Origin of the sequence: Pseudomonas sp. PB106, assembly GCF_009764645.1 — a bacterium.
In the GTDB taxonomy this organism is placed as follows: domain Bacteria; phylum Pseudomonadota; class Gammaproteobacteria; order Pseudomonadales; family Pseudomonadaceae; genus Aquipseudomonas.
Map to the genome: position 1 here is coordinate 1 of NZ_RWIM01000131.1, position 19,058 is coordinate 19,058.

Below are 19,058 nucleotides of genomic sequence, written 5' to 3' on the forward strand. Positions count from 1 at the left end.
ATCTTGTTTTTAAAAATCAAAATCAAAAGATCGCAGCCTTCGGCAGCGCCTACAGGGTTGATGTTGATCAATAAAAAAAGGGCCGCACCCTGCCAAGGAGACGGCCCCGGAAAAACATGAAAATCTGTCACCGTGCAGTGATCACCGACAACTTGGTAATCCCTGCCCGCTCGATCGAAGCCATGGCTCGCGCCACTTCGCCGTAGTTCACCCCGTCATCCGCCTGCAATTGCACGCGCACTTCCGGGTCTTTGGCCTTGGCCGACTTCAGGTTGAATTCCAGCAAGTCCGGCTGAATCTCATCCTTGTTGATAAACAGTTTGCCGGCGCCGTCGATGCTCACCACCAACGGATCCTTTTGCTCGACCGGCGCCACTGCTTCGGTCTTCGGCAGGTTGATCGGGATCGCGTTGGTCAGCAGCGGCGCGGTGACGATAAACACCACCAGCAGCACCAGCATCACATCCACCAGCGGCGTCACGTTGATCTCGCTGAGCACCTCGTCACTGTCTTGCGTGGAGAAGGCCATATCAGGACGCCTCCTTCACTTTTGCCGCGCTGCCCGGCGCTGCAACCTTGTGCGCGGTCGGGTGGATCAACACGCGGAACGAGCTCTTCTGCGCCAGGCTATAGAAGTCGTGGGCGAAGTCGTCCAAATCCGCTGCGGTCAGTTTCAACCGACGCAAAAAATAGTTGTAAACCAGCACCGCCGGCACCGCGACGGCAATACCCACGCCGGTCGCAACCAGTGCCGCACCGATCGGGCCAGCGACCGTTTCCAGGCTCGCCGAACCCGCCGCACTGATTCCCTTCAGCGCCTCCATGATTCCCCACACCGTGCCGAACAAACCAATGAACGGCGAGGTGCTGCCAATACTGGCGACTACCGCCAGACCGGTTTCCAAAGAACGCCGTTCGCGAACGATCTGCTGGCGCAAGGCGCGCTCCAGGCGATCCTGATGGTTGATCGCCTGGCTCAAATCATTGGCCTGCGGCGCCTCGCCCACTTGAATCGCGGCATAACCGGCCTGCGCCACACGGGCCGCAGCGCCCGGCTGGGTTTCGCTCAGCTCAGCGGCGGCGTCGAGACTCGATGCCGCCCAGAAGCGTTTATGAAAGCGCCGATCCTGCGCCTTCAGTCGCCCGAACTGCACAGCCTTGAGCAATGCCAGGCCCCAGGTAGCGACGGAAAAAACCACCAGCAGCCAGATCACCGCGCTTTCGATGGATTCCAGTGGAGATGCCAGTAACGTCATGATGATTCCCTCGTGTAAACGTTTCGCGCGAATTTGGTTTCGGTTTAATGAATCTTGAAATCGATGGGCACGCTGACCCAGCCGTCCTGGGCGACATCACCCTGCTTGGCCGGGACGAAACTCCAACGCTTCACGGCGTTGAGCGCCGCGTCGTCGAGCTGTTGCCGGCCACTGCTTTTGGCAATTTGGATCTCGCCCGGTTTGCCGCTGGCCAATACGTGCACCCTTAACAACACCGTGCCTTCCCAGCCGCGACGCTGGGCCAGCGACGGGTATTCCGGCGCCGGGTTTTTCAGGTAGGCGGCATTGGCCGAAGCCGGGGTGACCGGTGCTGGCGCCGGTGGTGCGGGTGGAGCCGCGACCGGGGCGGTTGGTTGTGGCGGCGCCGGGGGTTGCTCGACCGCTTTCGGTGCCGGTTTCGGTGGCTGCTTAACCACCGGTTTGGGTTTGGGTTTCGGGATCGGTTTCGGCGGCGGCTTTACCGCCAGTTCGTCTTCCACCGGCGGCGGAGGCTCGACCACTGGTGCTGGCGGCGGCGGCACAACAACCGGCGGCGCGGGCGGTGCCGGGCGCGAGAATTCGATGGTCATCGGCGGAATTTCCGGCGGCACGATCGGCAGCACTGGCGTCGGTTTCTGGCTGATCCAGTAGATCACCGCGCCGTGCGCCAACAACGCCAGGACGCCAAGCAAAATCGCCTCACGACGGCTCAAAATACCTTTTGGCGCTCGCTGCAAACGCAGTTGCCCCAACGGCACGCGATGGGGCCGGCCGAGATCAACCAGTTCGCCACTCGGCGTCTGACGCCACAGCAATTGCTCTGCGCTGGCGGCGGTCTGGACATTGCCCATTGATTCACTCCCTGCGGTCTTTTTGCGTTTTGTGTACCAAGCAATCGATTCGCCGTTTTTTGAATCCCCCCAACGTGATCGATGGGTGAATCATTGGGCGAGACGCTTATCTCCGAAAGTAATCTTTGACGTTATACATAGACTTTTATGGAATATATAAGCTGATCAATTTCACCAAAGCCACGGCCCATAAGGGCTGTAGCCTTCAGGTGAAAACAGCATGCTTTTCAGGCATTGAAAGTATTCGCGCAACGCATCGGCAAAGACCCGAGGCGCGCCTCAACTAACGACTGGCGTTGGTCTGCTGCACGCCGATTGCAGGCGCAATGACTGCCGTTTCCGAACGTGGAGTTCCGGCAGGTACCCAGTCATAACTCACAGGCAACGCGCGATACACCCAGTTGCTGACGGCATCGCTGCCAGGCGCTTTACCGAGGTACGGGCTGACGTATTCCCAGACGTTTTCGCCGCTGGCCGTGACCTGGAAAAACCGTCCGTTCATGCCCTCATCGATCAGCGTGTTGCCGTTGGGCAAACGCCGCGCGCTACTGATGAACGAGCTGTAGAACGCCCAGCCTGGCTGCTTCGAATTCGCTGCGCTGTACTGCCAGACGATTTCGTTTTTCACCGGGTCGATTTCCAGCACTCGCGAACCGGAAATCAGCCCCAGTGTGACGCTGGGGTAACCCGCCGAGCCTTGGTTATCGAACACCAGCACATTGCCCGCACCCGGTAGCCCGGCCGGGATGATGTGCGCGTCATGCTGACCGACAAACTGGTCGACCGGACGCGGCAGCGTCCGCGCGGTTTTCGGGCTGGCCAATGGCAAGTTCGGCCCCAGACGCCAGACCACTTTGCCGCTGGTTTTGTCGATGATCGCGATGAAGTTGGCATTGCGTGAATCAAACAACAGGTTGTCCGGATTGAAACGCTTGTCGCCGGCATCGAACCACTTGTTCGGCCCGACCACGCTGAGGTTGTTGATGTGCAGGTAATCCGCATCCTCACTCGCTCGCACCAGCTTCAATTGCGCAGGCGTGAAGCCGAATTCGTTGAGGTGTTCCGAGGCCAGCCACTGCCATTTCACCGCGCCGTCGGGACTGACTTCATAGATCGCATCGTCAATCACCTCGGGGACTTTGAAGCCTTTGACCTTGTGCACCTTGTTCGCCAGAACGACGGTGTTGCCGTTGCTCAACCGGCGTTGATCATGATGTTGCTGCGCCGCGCCACCGGGCGCCTTGTCGCCCCACTGCCAGACGACTTTACCGTTCCAGTCCAATTCGCCGACGCTCTGATTGCCCAGACCATTACCGGCAGAACCGAGCTTGCCGGGGTCCTTGTCACTCAGTTGCAGCAGCACGTGGCCACGTTCGCCACCGACCAGTTTCGGGTCGATGATCGCGGACGGAAAACCGGCCTGCGGCCAGTTCTTGACCTCGTTGCCGTTCATGTCGATCAGGTGCGTCTGCTTGTCGGCGCCGCTGAAAATCACGTACTGGTTGAAGGCTTTGTCCGGGTCGTAACGGGTGACACCGGTCGGGTAAACGCTGGGCGCGGCGAAGGCACCGGCGCTGAAAACCACGCTAGACAGCAACAGCGGGAAAGCAGTCTTGATGGGCAACATGATGCAGCTCCTTGAATAACCAATCAGAAGTCGTAGCGACCGGTGACACCGAGGGTGCGCGGTGTGCCGAGCAGGCCTTCATAGCCGCCGTTGCCGCCCGTCCACAGGGTCGTGTAGTAGGTTTTGTCGAAGGCGTTTTTCAGCCACAGCGAGACGTCCCACTGACCCTGGTTGAAGTCGCCGCGCAGGCCGGTGGACAGGTTGACCACGGCGTAGCTCGGGATCTGCCCGTAATCGGAATCCTCGACCGTGCCGACGGCTTTGGAGCGGAAGGCATAGCTGCCGGTGACGTAAGGTTCGAAGCCGTTATCCAGATTCCATTTGTATTCGCCGTTGGCGTTGCCGATCCATTTCGAGGCGCCGACAACCTGATGGCCGCTGAGGTCGCAAGACGCTGGAGCGCCCGGTGCCTGGCTGATTTCCGGCGGGCACGGTGCGTCTTTGTAGGAGAGGTAGCTGACGTCGTTGAAGGAGCCGTTGAAGTTCAGGGTCAGGCCGCGCAGCGGGATGATCGTGCTTTCAAACTCCACGCCGCGTGAGCGCACCGAGCCGGCGTTGGTCAGGTATTGCACGCGGTTGACGTCGTCGTAGGCGTTGGTCTGATAGGCGTTGACCTGGGTCCAGAACACGTTGGCATTGAGTTGCAGACGGTGATCCCACAGGGTGCTCTTGAAGCCGAGTTCGGCGTTGTTGGCGCGTTCGGTGCCGATCAACAGCGAGTCGGCGCCGGCGGCGGGTGCAGAGCCGACCGAGAGGTTAACGCCGCCGGATTTTTCGCCGTGGGACACCGTCGCGTAACCGAGCACATCGTCGGTGATGCGATAGCTGAGGTTGAGCAAACCGGAAGGGCTCGAACTGTACTGATTCAGATCGCCGGAATCGTAAGCGCCGGTACGACCGCGCCGCGCGGTGGCGGCAGCACCGGTGACTGCCGCGCCACCGACCGGCGCATCACGCGTTACCCACGCGGATTTTTCTTCATAGGTACCGCGTACGCCGGCAGTGAAATCCAGGCGCTCGGTGAGGTGCCAGGTGCCCTGGGCGAACAGCGCGAAGCTGTCAGTCTTGATGTGGCCGTTGCCGACGCTGTCAACGTTGGCCAAAGCGCCGCCTGGCGTGCCGTTCCAGATGTCGGCTTGCGGGCCGTAATAGGCGAAGGATTTGTTGTCCAGATCGTTGCCGAAGTAGTAGGCGCCGACCACGTAATCGAAGAATTCGCCCTTGGGCGACGCCAGACGAAATTCCTGTGAGTACTGTTTGTCTTCTACCGAAACACCAGCGTTGTAAGTCGACGCGACGTTGAGACCATCGTCATTCTTCGGGGTGAAATTCCAGAAGCGATACGAGCTGATCGAGGTCAGGGTGAAATCGCTTGGCAGCGTCCAGTTCGCCTCGACCGAGGTGCCGCCCTGATGCACGGTGACGTGTTGATCGTTGTCCAGATTGACCTTGCGGTGCGAACCGTTGACCAGCGTTGCGCCAGCGGCAGCCGCCCGCGCCGAGTAGAGATTGACGCCATTGATGGTTGGCCCGGTGTTGTACAACACGCGGGTGCCGGCGCTGGAATCCTCTTCGTTGTAGTCACCGATCCAGCGCAGGTTGAAGTCTTCATTCGGCTTGAACAGCAACTGCGCACGGAAGCCATCGCGCGAGCCGCCGTTCAAATCATGGCCGTTGTATTCGTTCTTGATGTCGCCGTCGCTGCGCGTGCGATAGGCGGAGAAACGTCCGGCCAATTCATCGTTGAGCGGCCCGGAAATCGTGCCCTTGGTCTGGAAATAACCGTCCTCGCCGACCGAGGTTTCGATGCTGCGCTCAGGCGTGAATGTCGGCGCGCGGGTGCTGATGTTGATCACCCCGGCGGTGGTGTTTTTGCCGAACAGCGTGCCCTGCGGCCCGCGCAAAACTTCGAGCTGTTCGATGTCCATCAAGTCGAACACCGCCATGCCCGGGCGGCCGAGATAGACGTTGTCGATGTATAGCCCGACGCTGCCTTCCAGACCATCGCTCGCCGGGTTATTGCCCAGACCTCGGATCGACACGCTGGACTGCCGCGCATGCATGTAGGCGACGTTGACGCTCGGCACCAGTTGCTGCAAATCCTGAATCCGGTAGACCCGCTGCGTCTCCAGATTCTGCCCGCTGACCACACTCATCGGCGTCGGTACATCCTGCGAACTTTCTTCACGACGGCGGGTGGTCACGGTCACGGTTTCGAGCTGCGAACTGTTGGCCGCCGGTTTGCCTGCGGGCACCGGCGTCGGGGTTTCCGTTTCAGCGGCGTAGCTGTGAGTCCAGCTGGCGCTCCCTGCCAGCAACAGGGCCAAGGGCAGGCGTTTGAGCCGTCGTGGTGTTATGGGTGACGCTAGGTTCAACGGACTCATGGCGCGGCTCCTGGTCAAAAAACACACAGACATCTTCAGCGCTGCATATTCTTTTAAGTTATTTATTTATGGATTTACAAATATTTACTGCATAAGAGATTGCCTTTATAAGGAGTCGACCTAATGCATATCCAATGCATTTCCCGGATATTTTTTATGTGAAAAATGCATATCGACTTGCGGCAACTTCGTCACTTCATCGCCTTGGCTGAACAACGCAGCTTCGTCGCCGGCGCGCAGGCGGTGAACCTGTCGCAGTCAGCCTTCAGCCGCAGCATTCAGGCGCTGGAACACAGCGTTGGCTGTCAGTTGGTCGATCGCGGTCGCAAGGAATTGCCGCCGACCAAACAAGGCCAGGTGCTCCTGGAACATGCGCGGCGGCTGGTCAGTGGCGCGCAGCAAATGGCCAACGAGATCAGCCAGTTCAATGGGCTGGAGGCGGGGGAATTGCGCTTCGGTTGTGGACCGGCGCCGGCAGCGGGTTTGATCCCGCGCGCGATCGGCAGCTTCATTGGTCGCTACCCGAAAGCGCGGGTGCAGTTTCAGGTCGATGACTGGCAGAGTTTGAGCAAACGCTTATTGAGCGAAGAGTTTGAATTCTTCGTCGCGGACACTCGGCAGTTCGAGGCGGATCCCGATTACCTGACGCACCGGTTGCGCCCGCGTAAGTGGCATTTCTGTTGCCGCGCCGGACATCCGTTGGCTGCTGTTGATCGGGTTACGGCTGAGCAGTTGATGAGCTATCCCCTGGCGGTGAGTATTCGTCCGCCGAACCTGCGCAAGGTGATTGTCGATCTCAGCGGGCGACCGGATTTCACCCCGAATGTGGAATGTGAAAACAGCTCGAGTTTGCTCAGTGTCGTGCTGCGCTCGGAGGCGATCGGGATTGTCGGGGCGTATTCGGATGCGTTGCACCAGGCCAAGGGAGAGCTGGTCTGTTTGCGCATTGAAGGGTTGGCGGATGATCTTGAGGAGCTGTACACACGCTATGGGATTGTCAGTCGGGCGGGGTATCGGTTGTCGCCGTTGGCAGAGGCGATGATTGAGCAGATCAAGGCGATTGATGCGGTGGATGAGGAGGTGTGTTCACTGCAGAACCTTGCTGTCTGACCGATCGCTATCGCTGGCAAGCCAGCTCCCACAGGACTCGCGCCGAACATAAATCATGTGATCACCCCAGATACCTGTGGGAGCTGGCTTGCCAGCGATGGCGGCAGCCCAGGCACCAATGCACTCCCTGCATAAACCCGATTCCCCAAATGCACTTGCCGAACACCCCTACTGAAAGCGAAAACCCTCGCCTGTCCCACTGACCGGTGAACCCATGTCCAACTCGCCAAACCCCGTGCGCAACGTGCTGTACATCATGTGCGATCAACTGCGCCGCGATTACCTGTCCTGCTACGGCCACCCGCATCTGCACACACCGAACATCGATCGCCTGGCTGCCGCCGGCGTGCGTTTCAGCCGCGCCTACACCCAAGGCACGATCTGCGGCCCGTCGCGGATGTCGGCGTATACCGGACGCTATGTCAGTAGCCATCAAGTGGCGTGGAACGCCGTGCCGTTGCCGTTGGAAGAACTGACCATCGGCGACTATCTGCGCCCCCACGGCATCCGCACCGCACTGGTCGGCAAGACCCACGCCACCGCGAATATCGATGCCTTGCAGCGCCTGGCGATCAACCCCGACAGCGAGCAAGCCGAAATCCTCAACGAAGTCGGTTTCGAACCCTACATGCGCCACGACGGCATTTATCCCGACGATCCGCTGTTCGACGACAAACGCGAATCCGCGCCCTACACCCATTACCTGCGTGAGCAGGGGTTCGATGGCAAAAACCCTTGGCACGACTGGGCCAACGCCGCCGAGGGTGCGAACGGTGAAATCCTCAGTGGCTGGCAAATGCGTCATGCGAATTTGCCAGCACGAATTCCCGAGCAACACTCAGAGACTGTCTACACTACAAATCGAGCCATCGACTTCATCACCGAGCAAGGCGAGAAATCGTGGTGTTTACACCTTTCCTATATCAAACCGCACTGGCCGTACATCGTACCAGCGCCGTACCACGCCTTGTACAGTACGAAATCGATTCTCGAACCGATCCGCGCGACGCCCTCCGAAGCCAGCAAACACCCCGTATACACTGCCTTTCGCCAGCACGAGGAAAGCCTCAACTTCTCCCGTGACTCAGTACGATTGACTGTAATCCCCACCTATATGGGCCTGGTCAAGCAAGTGGATGATCAACTCGGGCGTCTGTTCGATTTTCTGCGGAGCAATGGCCGTTGGGATGACACGTTGATCGTGTTCACCAGCGATCACGGCGACTTCCTCGGCGATCACTGGCTGGGCGAGAAGGAGTTTTTGCTGGAGCAGGCGGTAGGCGTGCCACTGATCGTGCGCGACCCTCGGGCTGCAGCGGATGTCACACGCGGGACAGTGGATGATCGGCTGGCGGAAACCATCGATGCGTTGCCGACGTTTCTTCAAGCCTTGGGATTGCCGGCGGCGCAACATCGGCTTGAAGGCCGCTCACTGATTCCGCTGTTGCACGGCGAAAACCCGGACTGGCGCCGCTATGCGATCAGCGAATACGACTACGCCTTTCAGGCCCCGGCGCGTGAGCGTTTGGGCCAGCCGATCGATCGTTGCCGGATGACCATGGTGCGCAGCGAGCGCTGGAAATACCTGGCGTACGACGGTTTTCGCCCACAGTTGTTTGATCTGCTGAATGATCCGCAGGAGCTGCGTGATTTGGGTGATGACCCGAAATTCGCGGCGGTGCGCGAGGAACATGCGGGGTATTTGTTTGAGTGGGTGCGGGGTTTGAAACGGCGCACGACCATCAGTCATCAGGAGATTGATTTGCGTGGGCAGAGGTTTCGCTACGGTGAGCCGGAAACCGAGAAAGTCGTTCAAATCGGCGTTTGGTGATTAAAAACATCGCTGGCAAGCCAGCTCCCACAGGTTTTGCGTCGTTCACATCCTTTGTGTCCAACAACAATCCCTGTGGGAGCTGGCTTGCCAGCGATGGGGCCCGATCAGACGCCGACGATATCTGCGCCTTTGATGGTCTGACTGCGCTGCCCATTCGCGCCCACCGGCACTTCACCTTTCAACGTGACACGACGCACCACGCGATCCTGAGTGCCGTAATCATCAATCGCATAATGCTGCGTCGAGCGGTTATCCCAGATGGCCACGTCACCCGCCTTCCAGCGCCAGCGCACGGTGTTTTCCTGGCGAATCACATGGCTCTGCAACAGCCCGAACAGATGCGCCGAGTCCGCCTGCGAGTAGCCTTTGATGCGCTTGACGAAATGCCCCAGCAACAAGCTTTTCTCACCGCTGATCGGGTGCACACGCACCACCGGGTGCTCAGTCTCGTAGACGGTCGAAGTGAAGACCTTGCGATAGCGCTCGAGCTTCTCTGCCGAGACGTCCGGCTTGGCGCTGGCGTAGTCGTATTCGTTGCTGTGCACGGCGACCAGTTTGTCGGCCAGCTCGCGCAGCTCCGCTGGCAAGCCGTTGTAGGCGGTCGCGGTGTTGGCCCACAGGGTGTCGCCACCGAAGGCCGGGGCCACCACCGAGCGCAGGATCGAGGCTTTCGGGTAGGCGTCGACGAAGGTCACGTCGGTGTGCCAGGAGTTGGCGCGCTGACCTTCGGCACCGTCCAGCTCAAGCAGATAACGCGTGCCTTCCCGCGACGGCACGGTCGGGTGCGCCACTGGCTCGCCGAGCAAATGGGCGAAGGCTTCCTGGCGCTGATCGTCGAGCTGAGTCTGTTCGCGGAAGAACACGACTTTGTAATGCACCAGCGCTTGCTGAATGGCTTCGACGGTAGCGGCGTCCAGCTCACCGGACAAGTGCACGCCACGGATCTCGGCGCCGATACGACCGGCCACCGGATGAATTTCCAGCGCGTGGACAGCGGGTTTTACTGCGAGTGCGGCATTGCTCATGGGTAGACCCTCATCGACTGCTTACGGTTGGACGGCAGCGAAACATCGCTCTATCTATATTCCTTTTACATCTAATAGATATTCACATGCTTCGTTGACGGAATAAGAGCTTGCATTTAAAACCTCTAGCAACCCTCGTCGCAAATGCCTTCGAGCTATTTTTAGGATGCCGGAAAAGCATATGGATCTTCGCCAGTTGCGTTACTTCATCGCCCTCAACGAACACCGCAGTTTTGTCCGCGCGGCGGACGCGATGGGCATCACTCAACCGGCGTTCAGTCGCAGCATTCAGGGGCTCGAGCAAGAGTTCGGCTGCGTGCTGGTGGATCGCGGCAACAAGGATTTGCGCCCCACCCCCGAGGGCCAGGTAGTACTGCAGCATGCGCTGAGCCTGGTGCAGGGCGCGGCAATGCTGAGTGCTGAAGTGACGCAGATGACCAAGCTCGATGCCGGCGAAGTGCACTTCGGTTGCGGCCCGGCACCGGCGGTGAAACTGGTACCGGATGCGGTGGCGCAATTCATCAACGCGCACCCGAAAGTGCGCACCTGTTTTCAGGTGGATAACTGGGAAAAACTCAGTCGCGCGCTGAGCCGTGAAGAGATCGAATTCTTCATTGCCGACATTCGCCATTTCGAAGCCGACCCGAATTTCCAGACCCAGGCGCTGACGCCCAAGCGCGGAGTATTTTTCTGCCGACCGGGGCATCCGTTACTGGCCAAGGAAAGTCTGTCGACCAACGACATGTTCGACTACCCGCTGGCGACCACGCGCATTCCGCCGGGCATTCGCAAATTGCTGGCAAACCTCAGTGGCCGCATCGATTTTTCCCCGACCATCGAGACTGAGCACTTTCCGGCGCTGGTGAAGGTGGTGCTGCAATCGAATGCGATCGGCGTGGGCACGGAAGAGGCGTTTGTCGAGGACATTGCCAAGGGTTCGCTGGTGCTGTTGCACTGGCGCAATCTGCCGCAGAACCTGGAGAGCATGAATGCGCGCTGCGGGATCGTCAGCCGCACCGGGTTTCGGCTGTCACCGGCGGCGCGGGCGATGATCGAGACGTTGGTGGCGGTGGATCGTGAGGAGCATCGCGTCGCTGTTTGAAGAGATCGTTCCCACGCTCTGCGTGGGAATGCAGCCCGGGACGCTCCGCGTCCCAAAGCGGACGCAGAGCGTCCATTGATGCGTTCCCACGCAGAGCGTGGGAACGATCGGCGTACGTTAGAGCTTGGCAGCAGCCAACTCAGGCGCGACCCAATCATTGACCTTGAACGGCTTGCGAATCAGCTTCTGCTGCGCCGCCAGATCAACCTTGTTCTGCAAGCTACCCAAGAACGCAGGATCCAGCGTCGACGGGAACACTTCACTGAGTTTCTGATCTTTCAGATCCTGCGTCAGGATCACCGGTGGATAACTCGCCAGACCCGACACCAGCTGCACATAGGCATCCTTGTTGCTGTCCTGGGTCAGCCACTCGACCGCTTGCTGCTGCGCCTTGAGCAATTTCGCCACCGCCTCCGGATGGGCGTCGACAAACTTGCCGGTGCCGACCAGAACCGATTGGACGCTGCCGGCACCGCCGAGATCCTTGGTGTTGAGCGGCAGCTCGGCCAGGCCTTTGATCTGCAACGCCGCCAGCCCGGAACTGCCCCACGATGCATCGATTTGCTTCGCCGCCAGCGCGGCGGTCGCGCCGGTGAAGTCGAGGTTGATGACTTTCAGATCCTTCTCGCTCAAACCTTGGCTGGCCAGCGCCGCGTCAAACGAGAGCTGCGTTGCCGTGCCACGGAAAATCGCCACACGCTTGCCCTTCAGATCCTGCAACGTCTTGATCCCCGACCCCGGCACCACGCCCAGATATTGCTTAACCCCACGCGCACTGGCGCTGAGCAAGCGCGTATCGAGGCCATTGGACTTGCCGATGATCGCCGCCAGATCGCCCAGATAAGCCAGATCAACCTGGCCGTTGGCAAACGCCTCATTGATCACCGGCCCCGCACCTTTGAAAAAACTCCACTGGATCTTGATGCCCTGATCGGCGAAGGCCTTTTCAAAGATCTGCTGATCGCGCAACACATCAACCACACCACCGCCACTGTGCTGCGTGCCGGCGCTCAGGTCGGGCACGGCAATTCTGATTTCCTTGAGTTCGTCAGCGTGAGCGGTGAACGCGAGGAAACCCGCCAGCGCCGGGGCGGCAAACAGACTGATGACACGTTTGAATGGAAGGTTCATGGGTACAGTTCCTTGATCACGACGAGCGTTGAGGAGCCGAAAGTAGGCCGAATGCATACCTTCACTTAAATACTATAAATGCACATTTTTATAGCTTTTAGCGCTAAGCGAGCAGTGACGGGGCTTTCGGCGGTGTATGCATTAACAGCATCGAAAATATTCTTCGAATGCATTGGATGCGTGTGCACGGGAAGCCTTAAATGGCGCTGCTTATCTCTAAAAATACATTTTTATAAATTGTTTATAACTATTTGTTTGTAGCTAATACCGCTAAAGATCGCAGCCTTCGGCAGCTCCTACCGGGGCAAAGCAATCCCAATGTAGGAGCTGCCGCAGGCTGCGATCTTTTGATCTTGACTCGATCTCGATCCAACCCGACAACGGAGGTCACCCATGGCCCGTCAATCCCTGCTCAGTTTGCCGCTGCCAGCGCCGCCGCTGAAAAGCCGAGGCCTTTCGCCAACCATCAACCAACGTTTGTTGCCGTGGCTGCTGCCCATCGGTCTGTTCGTTTTGTGGTGGCTGGCAGCGCGCAACGAATGGATGAGCGAGCAAATCCTGCCGGCGCCATCGCTGGTGTGGAACAGCGCCGTCGAGCTTGCGCAAGGCGAGTTATGGAGCCACTTGTGGATCAGCTTGCAACGGTTGTTCTGGGGCTTGCTTGCGGGGATTTCGGCAGGCGCTGTGCTCGGTGCAGCATTGGGATTCAGTCGCCGTCTGGAACGCCTGATCTTCCCGACTTTCGCCGGTCTGGCGCAGGTGCCGACGCTGGCGTGGATTCCCCTGTTCATGGTTTTTTTCGGCATCGGCGAAGTGCTGAAACTGGTGGTGCTCATCAAAGCCATCGTCGTCCCGGTGACCCTGCACACGCTGGTCGGCGTGCGTGACGCTCAGCCGAAACTGCGCGAGGCTGCCGCCGTTTTGCGCCTGCCGCCATACCTGCTGATTCGTCGACTGGTATTACCCGCCGCTCTCCCCGCGTTCATGTCCGGCGTACGCCTGGCACTGGCGGCTGGGTGGACATCGCTGCTGGCGGTCGAACTGCTCGCCTCCAGCGAAGGCATCGGTTACCTGATGGTCTGGGCGCGGCAACTGTTCATGCTCGACATCGTCTTCGTGTGCATCGTGGTGATTGGCTTGATCGGCGTGGCAATGGATCGCGGCATTGGTCTGCTCGATCGCAAACTGGTGCACTGGCCGCATCCCGCCACCGCTGAAATTCGTCGCGGCCCGCGCTATGAAGGCTGGCAGCGCCTGCAACCGTGGCTGCTGCCGCTGAGCCTGTTGGCGTTGTGGCAATTGGCGAACGATCAGCAATGGGTCGATAACAACATTCTGGTCAGCCCGCTGGCGGTATTGATCACGGCTTGGGATGGTCTGCTCGACGGTACGTTGCTCAGCGGCATGGCCCTGAGTCTGGGCCGCACCCTCGGCGGCTTGTTGCTGGGTGGCGGACTCGGTTTCGCCCTCGGCTTGCTGCTGGGCTTGTCGCGTACCAGTGAACGACTGCTCGGCCCGACCCTCGCCGCCCTTCGCCAAATCGCGATCTTCGCCTGGGTGCCGTTGCTCACCGCGTGGTTCGGCCTGGGCGAACTGGCGAAGTGGGTGTTCGTCGCCCTCGCCGCGTTCTTTCCACTGTTCATCGCCACGCAACGCAGCGTCGCCAACCTTTCGCCGCAACTCAACGAAGCCGCCCAAGTGCTGCGCCTGAGCCTCGGCCAGCGCCTGCGTCGCCTAGTGCTGCCGGGCGCCGCGCCGGGGATTTTCGCCGGCCTCAGGCTGAGCCTGATCTACGCCTGGCTCGGCACCATCGGCGCTGAATATTTCATGCCGTCCAACGGCGGCATCGGCAGCCAGATGATCGGCGCGCAACAACTGCTGCGCATGGATCTGATCATGGCTTGCATGCTCTTCGTCGGCCTCACCGGCGCCCTGCTCAACCTCATTGGCCAACGCCTGGAAATTCGCGCGACCCGCTGGAGACACGCATGAACGCACCCATTGTCAGCTTCAACCATGTAGGCAAATCTTTCGACGTCGACGGTTTCGAACTGGAGGCGATTCGCGAATTCAATCTGGACATCGCTGAGGGCGAATTCGTCGCCATCGTCGGTTCCAGCGGCTGTGGCAAATCGACCTTGCTGCGCTTGTTGATCGGTCTCGATACGCAGTTTCGCGGGCAGATCAGCGTGGACGGCAAAGCCGTCAGCGGTATCGGCGGCGAGCGTGGCATTGTCTTCCAGGAGCACCGGTTGTTCCCGTGGCTGACCGTCGCTGAAAACATTGGCCTGGGCCTGGTCAACGAGTCGCTGAGCACGGCGCAAAAGCAAAAACGCATCGACGATTTCATCGATCTGGTCGGCCTGCGCGACTTCACCCGCGCCTATCCGCACCAACTCTCCGGCGGCATGGCGCAGCGGGTGGCGATTGCTCGCGGCCTGGTCGCCAGTCCGCGCATTCTGCTGCTCGACGAACCCTTCGGCGCCCTCGATGCGTTGACCCGCCAGCAGATGCAGGACGAGCTGCTGGCGATCCGCGACCGCGCAAAAATCACCACCATCCTCGTCACCCACGACGTCGAAGAAGCGATTTTCCTCGCCGACCGCGTGGTGGTGATGGAGCCACGTCCGGGGCGGATCAAGCAAGTGGTCGACATCGCCCTGCCCCATCCGCGCCAGCGCAGCAGTTTCGACTTCCATCAGTTGCGTGAGGAATTGCTGCACGAACTGACCAGTGACGACCATTACCAACCGAGCGTGCCGGTGCAGATCCGCGATCTGCCGCTGACATTCATTGCCTGCTGAACAGGAGTTTCGCAATGCCGCAACGTCCCAATTTTCTGGTGATTCTGGCTGACGATTTAGGCTTTTCCGACATCGGTGCGTTCGGCGGCGAAATCGCTACGCCGCACCTCGATGCGCTCGCCAACAACGGCCTGCGCCTGACCGACTTTCACACCGCACCGACCTGCTCGCCGACTCGCTCGATGCTGCTGACCGGCACCGATCACCACATCGCCGGCATCGGCACCATGGCCGAGACGCTGACCCCGGAGCTGATCGGCAAACCGGGTTACGAAGGCTATCTCAATGACCGCGTGGTAGCCCTGCCGGAGCTGCTGCGCGAGGCCGGTTATCAAACGTTGATGAGCGGCAAATGGCACCTCGGCCTGAAGGCTGAACTGGCGCCTCACGCGCGGGGTTTCGAGCGATCTTTTTCGCTGCTGCCGGGCGCGGCCAACCACTACGGTTTCGAGCCGACCTACGATGAGCAAACCCCCGGCCTGCTGAAATCCACCCCGGCGCTGTACATCGAGGACGATACGTTTCTCGATGAGTTGCCGAAGGATTTCTATTCCTCCGATGCCTTCGGCGACAAGTTGCTGCAATACCTCAAGGAGCGCGACCAAACCCGGCCATTCTTCGCTTATCTGCCGTTCTCCGCACCGCACTGGCCGTTGCAGGCACCCGCTGACATCGTCGAGAAATACCGTGGTCGTTACGACGCAGGCCCCGAAGTGCTGCGACTCGAGCGTCTGGAAAAACTCAAAGCCCTCGGCCTGATCGAACCGGACGTCGAGCCACATCCGCTGATCCAGTTGACTCAGCAGTGGGACGCATTGAGCGACGAGCAAAAGCAGATTTCCGCGCGAGCAATGGAAGTCTACGCGGCGATGGTCGAGCGCATGGACTGGAACATTGGCCGGGTCGTCGATTACCTGCGCCAGCAGGGCCAACTCGACAATACGTTCATCCTGTTCATGTCCGACAACGGTGCCGAAGGTGCGCTGCTTGAAGCCTTCCCGAAATTCGGCCCGGAACTGGTGACCTACCTCAGCCAGCATTACGACAACAGCCTCGACAATATTGGCCGCGCCAACTCTTACGTCTGGTACGGGCCGAACTGGGCGCAGGTCGCGACCGCGCCATCGCGGTTGTTCAAGGCGTTTACCACTGAGGGCGGCATTCGTGTGCCGGCGTTGCTGCACTATCCGCAACTGGCAATCAAAGGGCAGATCAGCCACGGTTTTGGCACGGTGATGGACATCACGCCGACGATTCTCGATCTGGCCGGTGTGCGTCATCCGGGCAAGCTCTGGCACGGCAAACCGGTGGCGCCATTGCGCGGCAAATCGTGGTTGGGGTTCTTGTCGGGCGAGACTGCGCAGGTGCATGACGAGCACACGGTGACGGGTTGGGAATTGTTTGGGCGTCGGGCGATTCGGCAGGGGTCGTGGAAAGCGGTGTGGATCCCTGGGCCGGTGGGGCCGGCGACCTGGCAGCTTTATGATTTGAGCAGTGATCCGGGGGAGATTCATGATCTGGCGTTGAGTCAGCCGGAGAAGCTCAGCGCGCTGATCGGGCATTGGCAGCAGTATGTCGAGGAGACCGGGGTGATTTTGAGTGAGTCGCCGTTTCAGCCGGATTGAGGGTGCCTGATACACCGCTATCGCTGGCAAGCCAGCTCCCACAGGGTGCAATGCCGTTCACAAAACCACTGAATGACATAAAACCTGTGGGAGCTGGCTTGCCAGCGATGAGGCCCTCAAATTCAGCCATCAAGCTTGAGCTGTACGCACCTCTTCACTCCCCCCTTCAGCCTGCCGAACAAACCGGTTCGCCCGCCCAAACGTCCCAAAATCATTAAACCGCACCCCCATCTCGCGCATCACTTTATGCGCCACCGGCACGGTCATCTGGCGGATGTAAAACGGTTCCTTCACCACAAAATGGTGAATCCCGTGACTGCTGCCAAAGTTGAAGCAGAACGCCTGCAACGGCCACAGCCACCAAGGGTTGAGCACCTGACACTGCTGCAGCACATTACCCAGTTCAACATCGCCGTAGTAATGCATGTTCGAGCTGATGAAGTGCAGGCAAAACGTGCGCAACACGTTCGGCCCGATGATCACCACCGCGGCGATGTCGATCACCTGCATTACCGACAACGTGGTCGCTGACCACTCGATCGGCGCGCCCAGCAGATACGCAATGCCATTGGCTGCGTGGAAACCCAGGAACACATACCAAGCGCCCCAATGCACCAGCGCCAGCGGCGCGTAGACCTTCAGCGTGCGCTTGATGATGCTGACCTTGTGCGCCCAGGTCTTGGCCCGCAGCATACGGATGAACGCCGACATGACGTTGTCGCCAACCATCAGCAACCGCGCAAAACCCCACGGCTCGCCATTGGTGATCGCGCGCTCTTCCATGTCGGTTTCAGTGCCAGAGACCTTGTGGTGATTGAGGTGCAGATGGCGGCGAATCCAAGGGTTGATCGTGCTCGGCCGCGCCAGCCACACCAGGCCCATCATCAGGTTGTGCGGCACGCGTTGCTTGCGGAAGTACATGCTGTGGATCAGGTCGTGTTCCAGCTCATGGGTCAGCGAAGCGAAAAACGCATTGAGCAACAGGCACGCCCACCACGCCATGTGCCCGGTGATGTAAAGCGCCGCCGAACCGATCATCCCGATCAGGGCAAAGGCCAGAATCCCCGCGCCCAGCGCATCCTGATGCTTGAGAATCGGGTAGCGCTCGCGCAGTTCAACGCCTTTGGCCAGCACCACTTCGCGAATATGCGCTGATCGCTGGGCCGCATTGTGTCGCTGGGGACTTGCAGAAGTACCGTCCATGCTTCCATCCTCGGGTTTATGATGTTCGCATCGTGCCTCGCCGGGGCTTGAATCGCGGTAGCCGAGAACGCCAACCTGTTGACCGGAAGCGCCAATCAGCATGAAGGAACCGACCTCCCTCGCCAGCTGGACCCGTGCCTTGCGCAAGCAACTTGATGCGCTGGGGCTGGACAGCATTGCCCTGTGCCAACAGGCCGGGCTCGATCCGAACTTGATGGACGACCCCAACGCGCGCTATCCACTGTCCGGCACCACGCGTCTGTGGGAAATCGCCGTGCAGGTCAGCGGCGACCCGGCGCTTGGTCTGCGCGTGTCGCGCTTCGTCAGCCCGACCACCTTCCATGCGCTCGGTTATGCGCTGGTGGCCAGCGGCAGTTTGCGTGAGGTGTTCGAACGCATCGTGCGCTATCACCCGGTGGTCAGCGATGCGCTGGAACTGGAACTGAGCCGCAGCGAAGACCGCTATCAATTCCGTCTGAAAATTCCGTCAGGCAATCCGGCACCAGCCTTTGAAGCCATCGATGCGTTTACCGCGATCTACGTGCGCACCTGCCGCAATCGCTTGGGTCGCGACTACGCGCCACTCGCCGTTTACCTGCGCCGCCCGGAGCCGAGCGATGCGCAGCAATGGCACAAAGTCTTCCGCGCCCCGGTGCATTTCGGCTGTGCCGAGGATCGCCTGGAGTTCGCCCTCGCCGACTTCGACAGCCATCTCGACGACGCCAACCCGGAACTCGCCGAACACAACGAAGCCGTGCTCAAACGCACCATGGCCCAGCTCAAACCGCTGACTTGGGAACGCAAGGTTCGTGATGCCATTGAAGAACAATTGCCGGAAGGCGAGCCGAGTGCCGAGCGGATTGCCCAGGCGCTGCACCTGAGTCTGCGTAGCTTGCAAAGGCACTTGGCGGATGAAGGTTGTCGCTTTGATACATTGCTCAACGAGAGCCGCGAGAATCTGGCGCTGCTGCATTTGCGCGACCCGCAGTGTTCGTTGAGTGAGGTGAGTTACTTGCTCGGCTTCGCCGATACCAGCAGCTTCAGCCGCGCATTCAAGCGCTGGACGGGGATGACGCCGGGGCAGTTTCGCGATGGCTTGCGCTGAT

At 59.9% G+C, this 19,058-nt stretch carries 15 protein-coding genes; 7 read left to right on the forward strand and 8 right to left on the reverse strand.

The window, feature by feature from the left end:
* Positions 1-127 precede the first annotated feature (127 nt).
* From EJA71_RS18205 to EJA71_RS18225, 5 genes are all read right to left on the reverse strand, one after another.
* A complete protein-coding gene (locus EJA71_RS18205) occupies positions 128-529 on the reverse strand; it encodes a biopolymer transporter ExbD (protein ID WP_003220570.1) in 402 nt (133 codons plus the stop codon).
* A 1-nt stretch (position 530) separates the two neighbouring features.
* Positions 531-1,256: a MotA/TolQ/ExbB proton channel family protein gene (locus EJA71_RS18210; RefSeq protein WP_158959031.1), complete on the reverse strand. Its 726-nt coding sequence runs from the start codon at positions 1,254-1,256 to the stop codon at positions 531-533.
* Positions 1,257-1,300: 44 nt separating this feature from the next.
* The gene (locus tag EJA71_RS18215) at positions 1,301-2,107 is read right to left on the reverse strand and encodes an energy transducer TonB (protein WP_158959033.1); all 807 of its coding nucleotides are present in this window, start codon (positions 2,105-2,107) and stop codon (positions 1,301-1,303) included.
* Positions 2,108-2,390: 283 nt separating this feature from the next.
* Complete coding sequence (locus EJA71_RS18220) at positions 2,391-3,734, reverse strand: aryl-sulfate sulfotransferase (protein ID WP_158959035.1); 1,344 nt, start codon at positions 3,732-3,734, stop codon at positions 2,391-2,393.
* Positions 3,735-3,757: 23 nt separating this feature from the next.
* On the reverse strand, positions 3,758-6,118 hold the full coding sequence (locus EJA71_RS18225) for a TonB-dependent receptor (RefSeq protein WP_158959038.1): 2,361 nt from the start codon (positions 6,116-6,118) through the stop codon (positions 3,758-3,760).
* 165 nt (positions 6,119-6,283) lie between these two features.
* Between EJA71_RS18225 and EJA71_RS18230 the strand changes: the two genes are divergently transcribed.
* Together EJA71_RS18230 and EJA71_RS18235 are read left to right on the forward strand one after the other, a co-directional pair.
* On the forward strand, positions 6,284-7,228 hold the full coding sequence (locus tag EJA71_RS18230; protein ID WP_158959040.1) for a LysR family transcriptional regulator: 945 nt from the start codon (positions 6,284-6,286) through the stop codon (positions 7,226-7,228).
* Positions 7,229-7,442: 214 nt separating this feature from the next.
* Positions 7,443-9,059, forward strand: a complete 1,617-nt coding sequence (locus EJA71_RS18235; protein WP_158959042.1) for an alkaline phosphatase family protein — start codon at positions 7,443-7,445, stop codon at positions 9,057-9,059.
* Between the two features lie 107 nt (positions 9,060-9,166).
* Here the strand turns inward: EJA71_RS18235 and EJA71_RS18240 are convergent, their stop codons facing one another.
* Complete coding sequence (locus EJA71_RS18240; protein WP_158959044.1) at positions 9,167-10,087, reverse strand: TauD/TfdA family dioxygenase; 921 nt, start codon at positions 10,085-10,087, stop codon at positions 9,167-9,169.
* A 181-nt stretch (positions 10,088-10,268) separates the two neighbouring features.
* Between EJA71_RS18240 and EJA71_RS18245 the strand changes: the two genes are divergently transcribed.
* Entirely contained in the window at positions 10,269-11,189 is a 921-nt protein-coding gene (locus EJA71_RS18245; protein WP_053116485.1) for a LysR family transcriptional regulator, read from the forward strand.
* Positions 11,190-11,306: 117 nt separating this feature from the next.
* Here the strand turns inward: EJA71_RS18245 and EJA71_RS18250 are convergent, their stop codons facing one another.
* Positions 11,307-12,320, reverse strand: a complete 1,014-nt coding sequence (locus tag EJA71_RS18250) for an ABC transporter substrate-binding protein (protein ID WP_158959046.1) — start codon at positions 12,318-12,320, stop codon at positions 11,307-11,309.
* A gap of 393 nt (positions 12,321-12,713) precedes the next feature.
* On the opposite strand from EJA71_RS18250, the gene EJA71_RS18255 reads away from it, so the two are divergent.
* Genes EJA71_RS18255 through EJA71_RS18265 form a run of 3 tightly spaced genes read left to right on the forward strand, consistent with a single transcriptional unit; the run spans position 12,714 to position 16,749 of the window.
* Entirely contained in the window at positions 12,714-14,312 is a 1,599-nt protein-coding gene (locus EJA71_RS18255; protein WP_158959048.1) for an ABC transporter permease, read from the forward strand.
* Positions 14,309-15,124 carry an ABC transporter ATP-binding protein gene (locus tag EJA71_RS18260; protein WP_158959050.1) on the forward strand — a complete coding sequence of 272 codons (816 nt, stop codon included), beginning with the start codon at positions 14,309-14,311 and terminating at the stop codon, positions 15,122-15,124. The genes EJA71_RS18255 and EJA71_RS18260 overlap by 4 nt, the downstream gene beginning before the upstream one ends.
* 14 nt (positions 15,125-15,138) lie before the next feature.
* Complete coding sequence (locus EJA71_RS18265) at positions 15,139-16,749, forward strand: arylsulfatase (RefSeq protein ID WP_158959053.1); 1,611 nt, start codon at positions 15,139-15,141, stop codon at positions 16,747-16,749.
* Positions 16,750-16,878: 129 nt separating this feature from the next.
* Here EJA71_RS18265 and EJA71_RS18270 read toward each other — a convergent pair whose 3' ends face one another.
* Entirely contained in the window at positions 16,879-17,952 is a 1,074-nt protein-coding gene (locus tag EJA71_RS18270; RefSeq protein ID WP_158959055.1) for a fatty acid desaturase, read from the reverse strand.
* Positions 17,953-18,052: 100 nt separating this feature from the next.
* Between EJA71_RS18270 and EJA71_RS18275 the strand changes: the two genes are divergently transcribed.
* Positions 18,053-19,057, forward strand: coding sequence for an AraC family transcriptional regulator (locus tag EJA71_RS18275; protein ID WP_158959057.1), 1,005 nt, complete (start codon positions 18,053-18,055; stop codon positions 19,055-19,057).
* Position 19,058 lies beyond the last annotated feature (1 nt).

Coding starts and splice junctions, on each gene's coding strand:
- EJA71_RS18215 (WP_158959033.1), bottom strand. CDS start 2,107: ATGGGCAATGTCCAGACCGCCGCCAGCGCAGAGCAATTGCTGTGGCGT.
- EJA71_RS18245 (WP_053116485.1), top strand. CDS start 10,269: ATGGATCTTCGCCAGTTGCGTTACTTCATCGCCCTCAACGAACACCGC.
- EJA71_RS18210 (WP_158959031.1), bottom strand. CDS start 1,256: ATGACGTTACTGGCATCTCCACTGGAATCCATCGAAAGCGCGGTGATC.
- EJA71_RS18275 (WP_158959057.1), top strand. CDS start 18,053: ATGAAGGAACCGACCTCCCTCGCCAGCTGGACCCGTGCCTTGCGCAAG.
- EJA71_RS18270 (WP_158959055.1), bottom strand. CDS start 17,952: ATGGACGGTACTTCTGCAAGTCCCCAGCGACACAATGCGGCCCAGCGA.
- EJA71_RS18220 (WP_158959035.1), bottom strand. CDS start 3,734: ATGTTGCCCATCAAGACTGCTTTCCCGCTGTTGCTGTCTAGCGTGGTT.
- EJA71_RS18230 (WP_158959040.1), top strand. CDS start 6,284: ATGCATATCGACTTGCGGCAACTTCGTCACTTCATCGCCTTGGCTGAA.
- EJA71_RS18235 (WP_158959042.1), top strand. CDS start 7,443: ATGTCCAACTCGCCAAACCCCGTGCGCAACGTGCTGTACATCATGTGC.
- EJA71_RS18205 (WP_003220570.1), bottom strand. CDS start 529: ATGGCCTTCTCCACGCAAGACAGTGACGAGGTGCTCAGCGAGATCAAC.
- EJA71_RS18240 (WP_158959044.1), bottom strand. CDS start 10,087: ATGAGCAATGCCGCACTCGCAGTAAAACCCGCTGTCCACGCGCTGGAA.
- EJA71_RS18255 (WP_158959048.1), top strand. CDS start 12,714: ATGGCCCGTCAATCCCTGCTCAGTTTGCCGCTGCCAGCGCCGCCGCTG.
- EJA71_RS18260 (WP_158959050.1), top strand. CDS start 14,309: ATGAACGCACCCATTGTCAGCTTCAACCATGTAGGCAAATCTTTCGAC.
- EJA71_RS18225 (WP_158959038.1), bottom strand. CDS start 6,118: ATGAGTCCGTTGAACCTAGCGTCACCCATAACACCACGACGGCTCAAA.
- EJA71_RS18265 (WP_158959053.1), top strand. CDS start 15,139: ATGCCGCAACGTCCCAATTTTCTGGTGATTCTGGCTGACGATTTAGGC.
- EJA71_RS18250 (WP_158959046.1), bottom strand. CDS start 12,320: ATGAACCTTCCATTCAAACGTGTCATCAGTCTGTTTGCCGCCCCGGCG.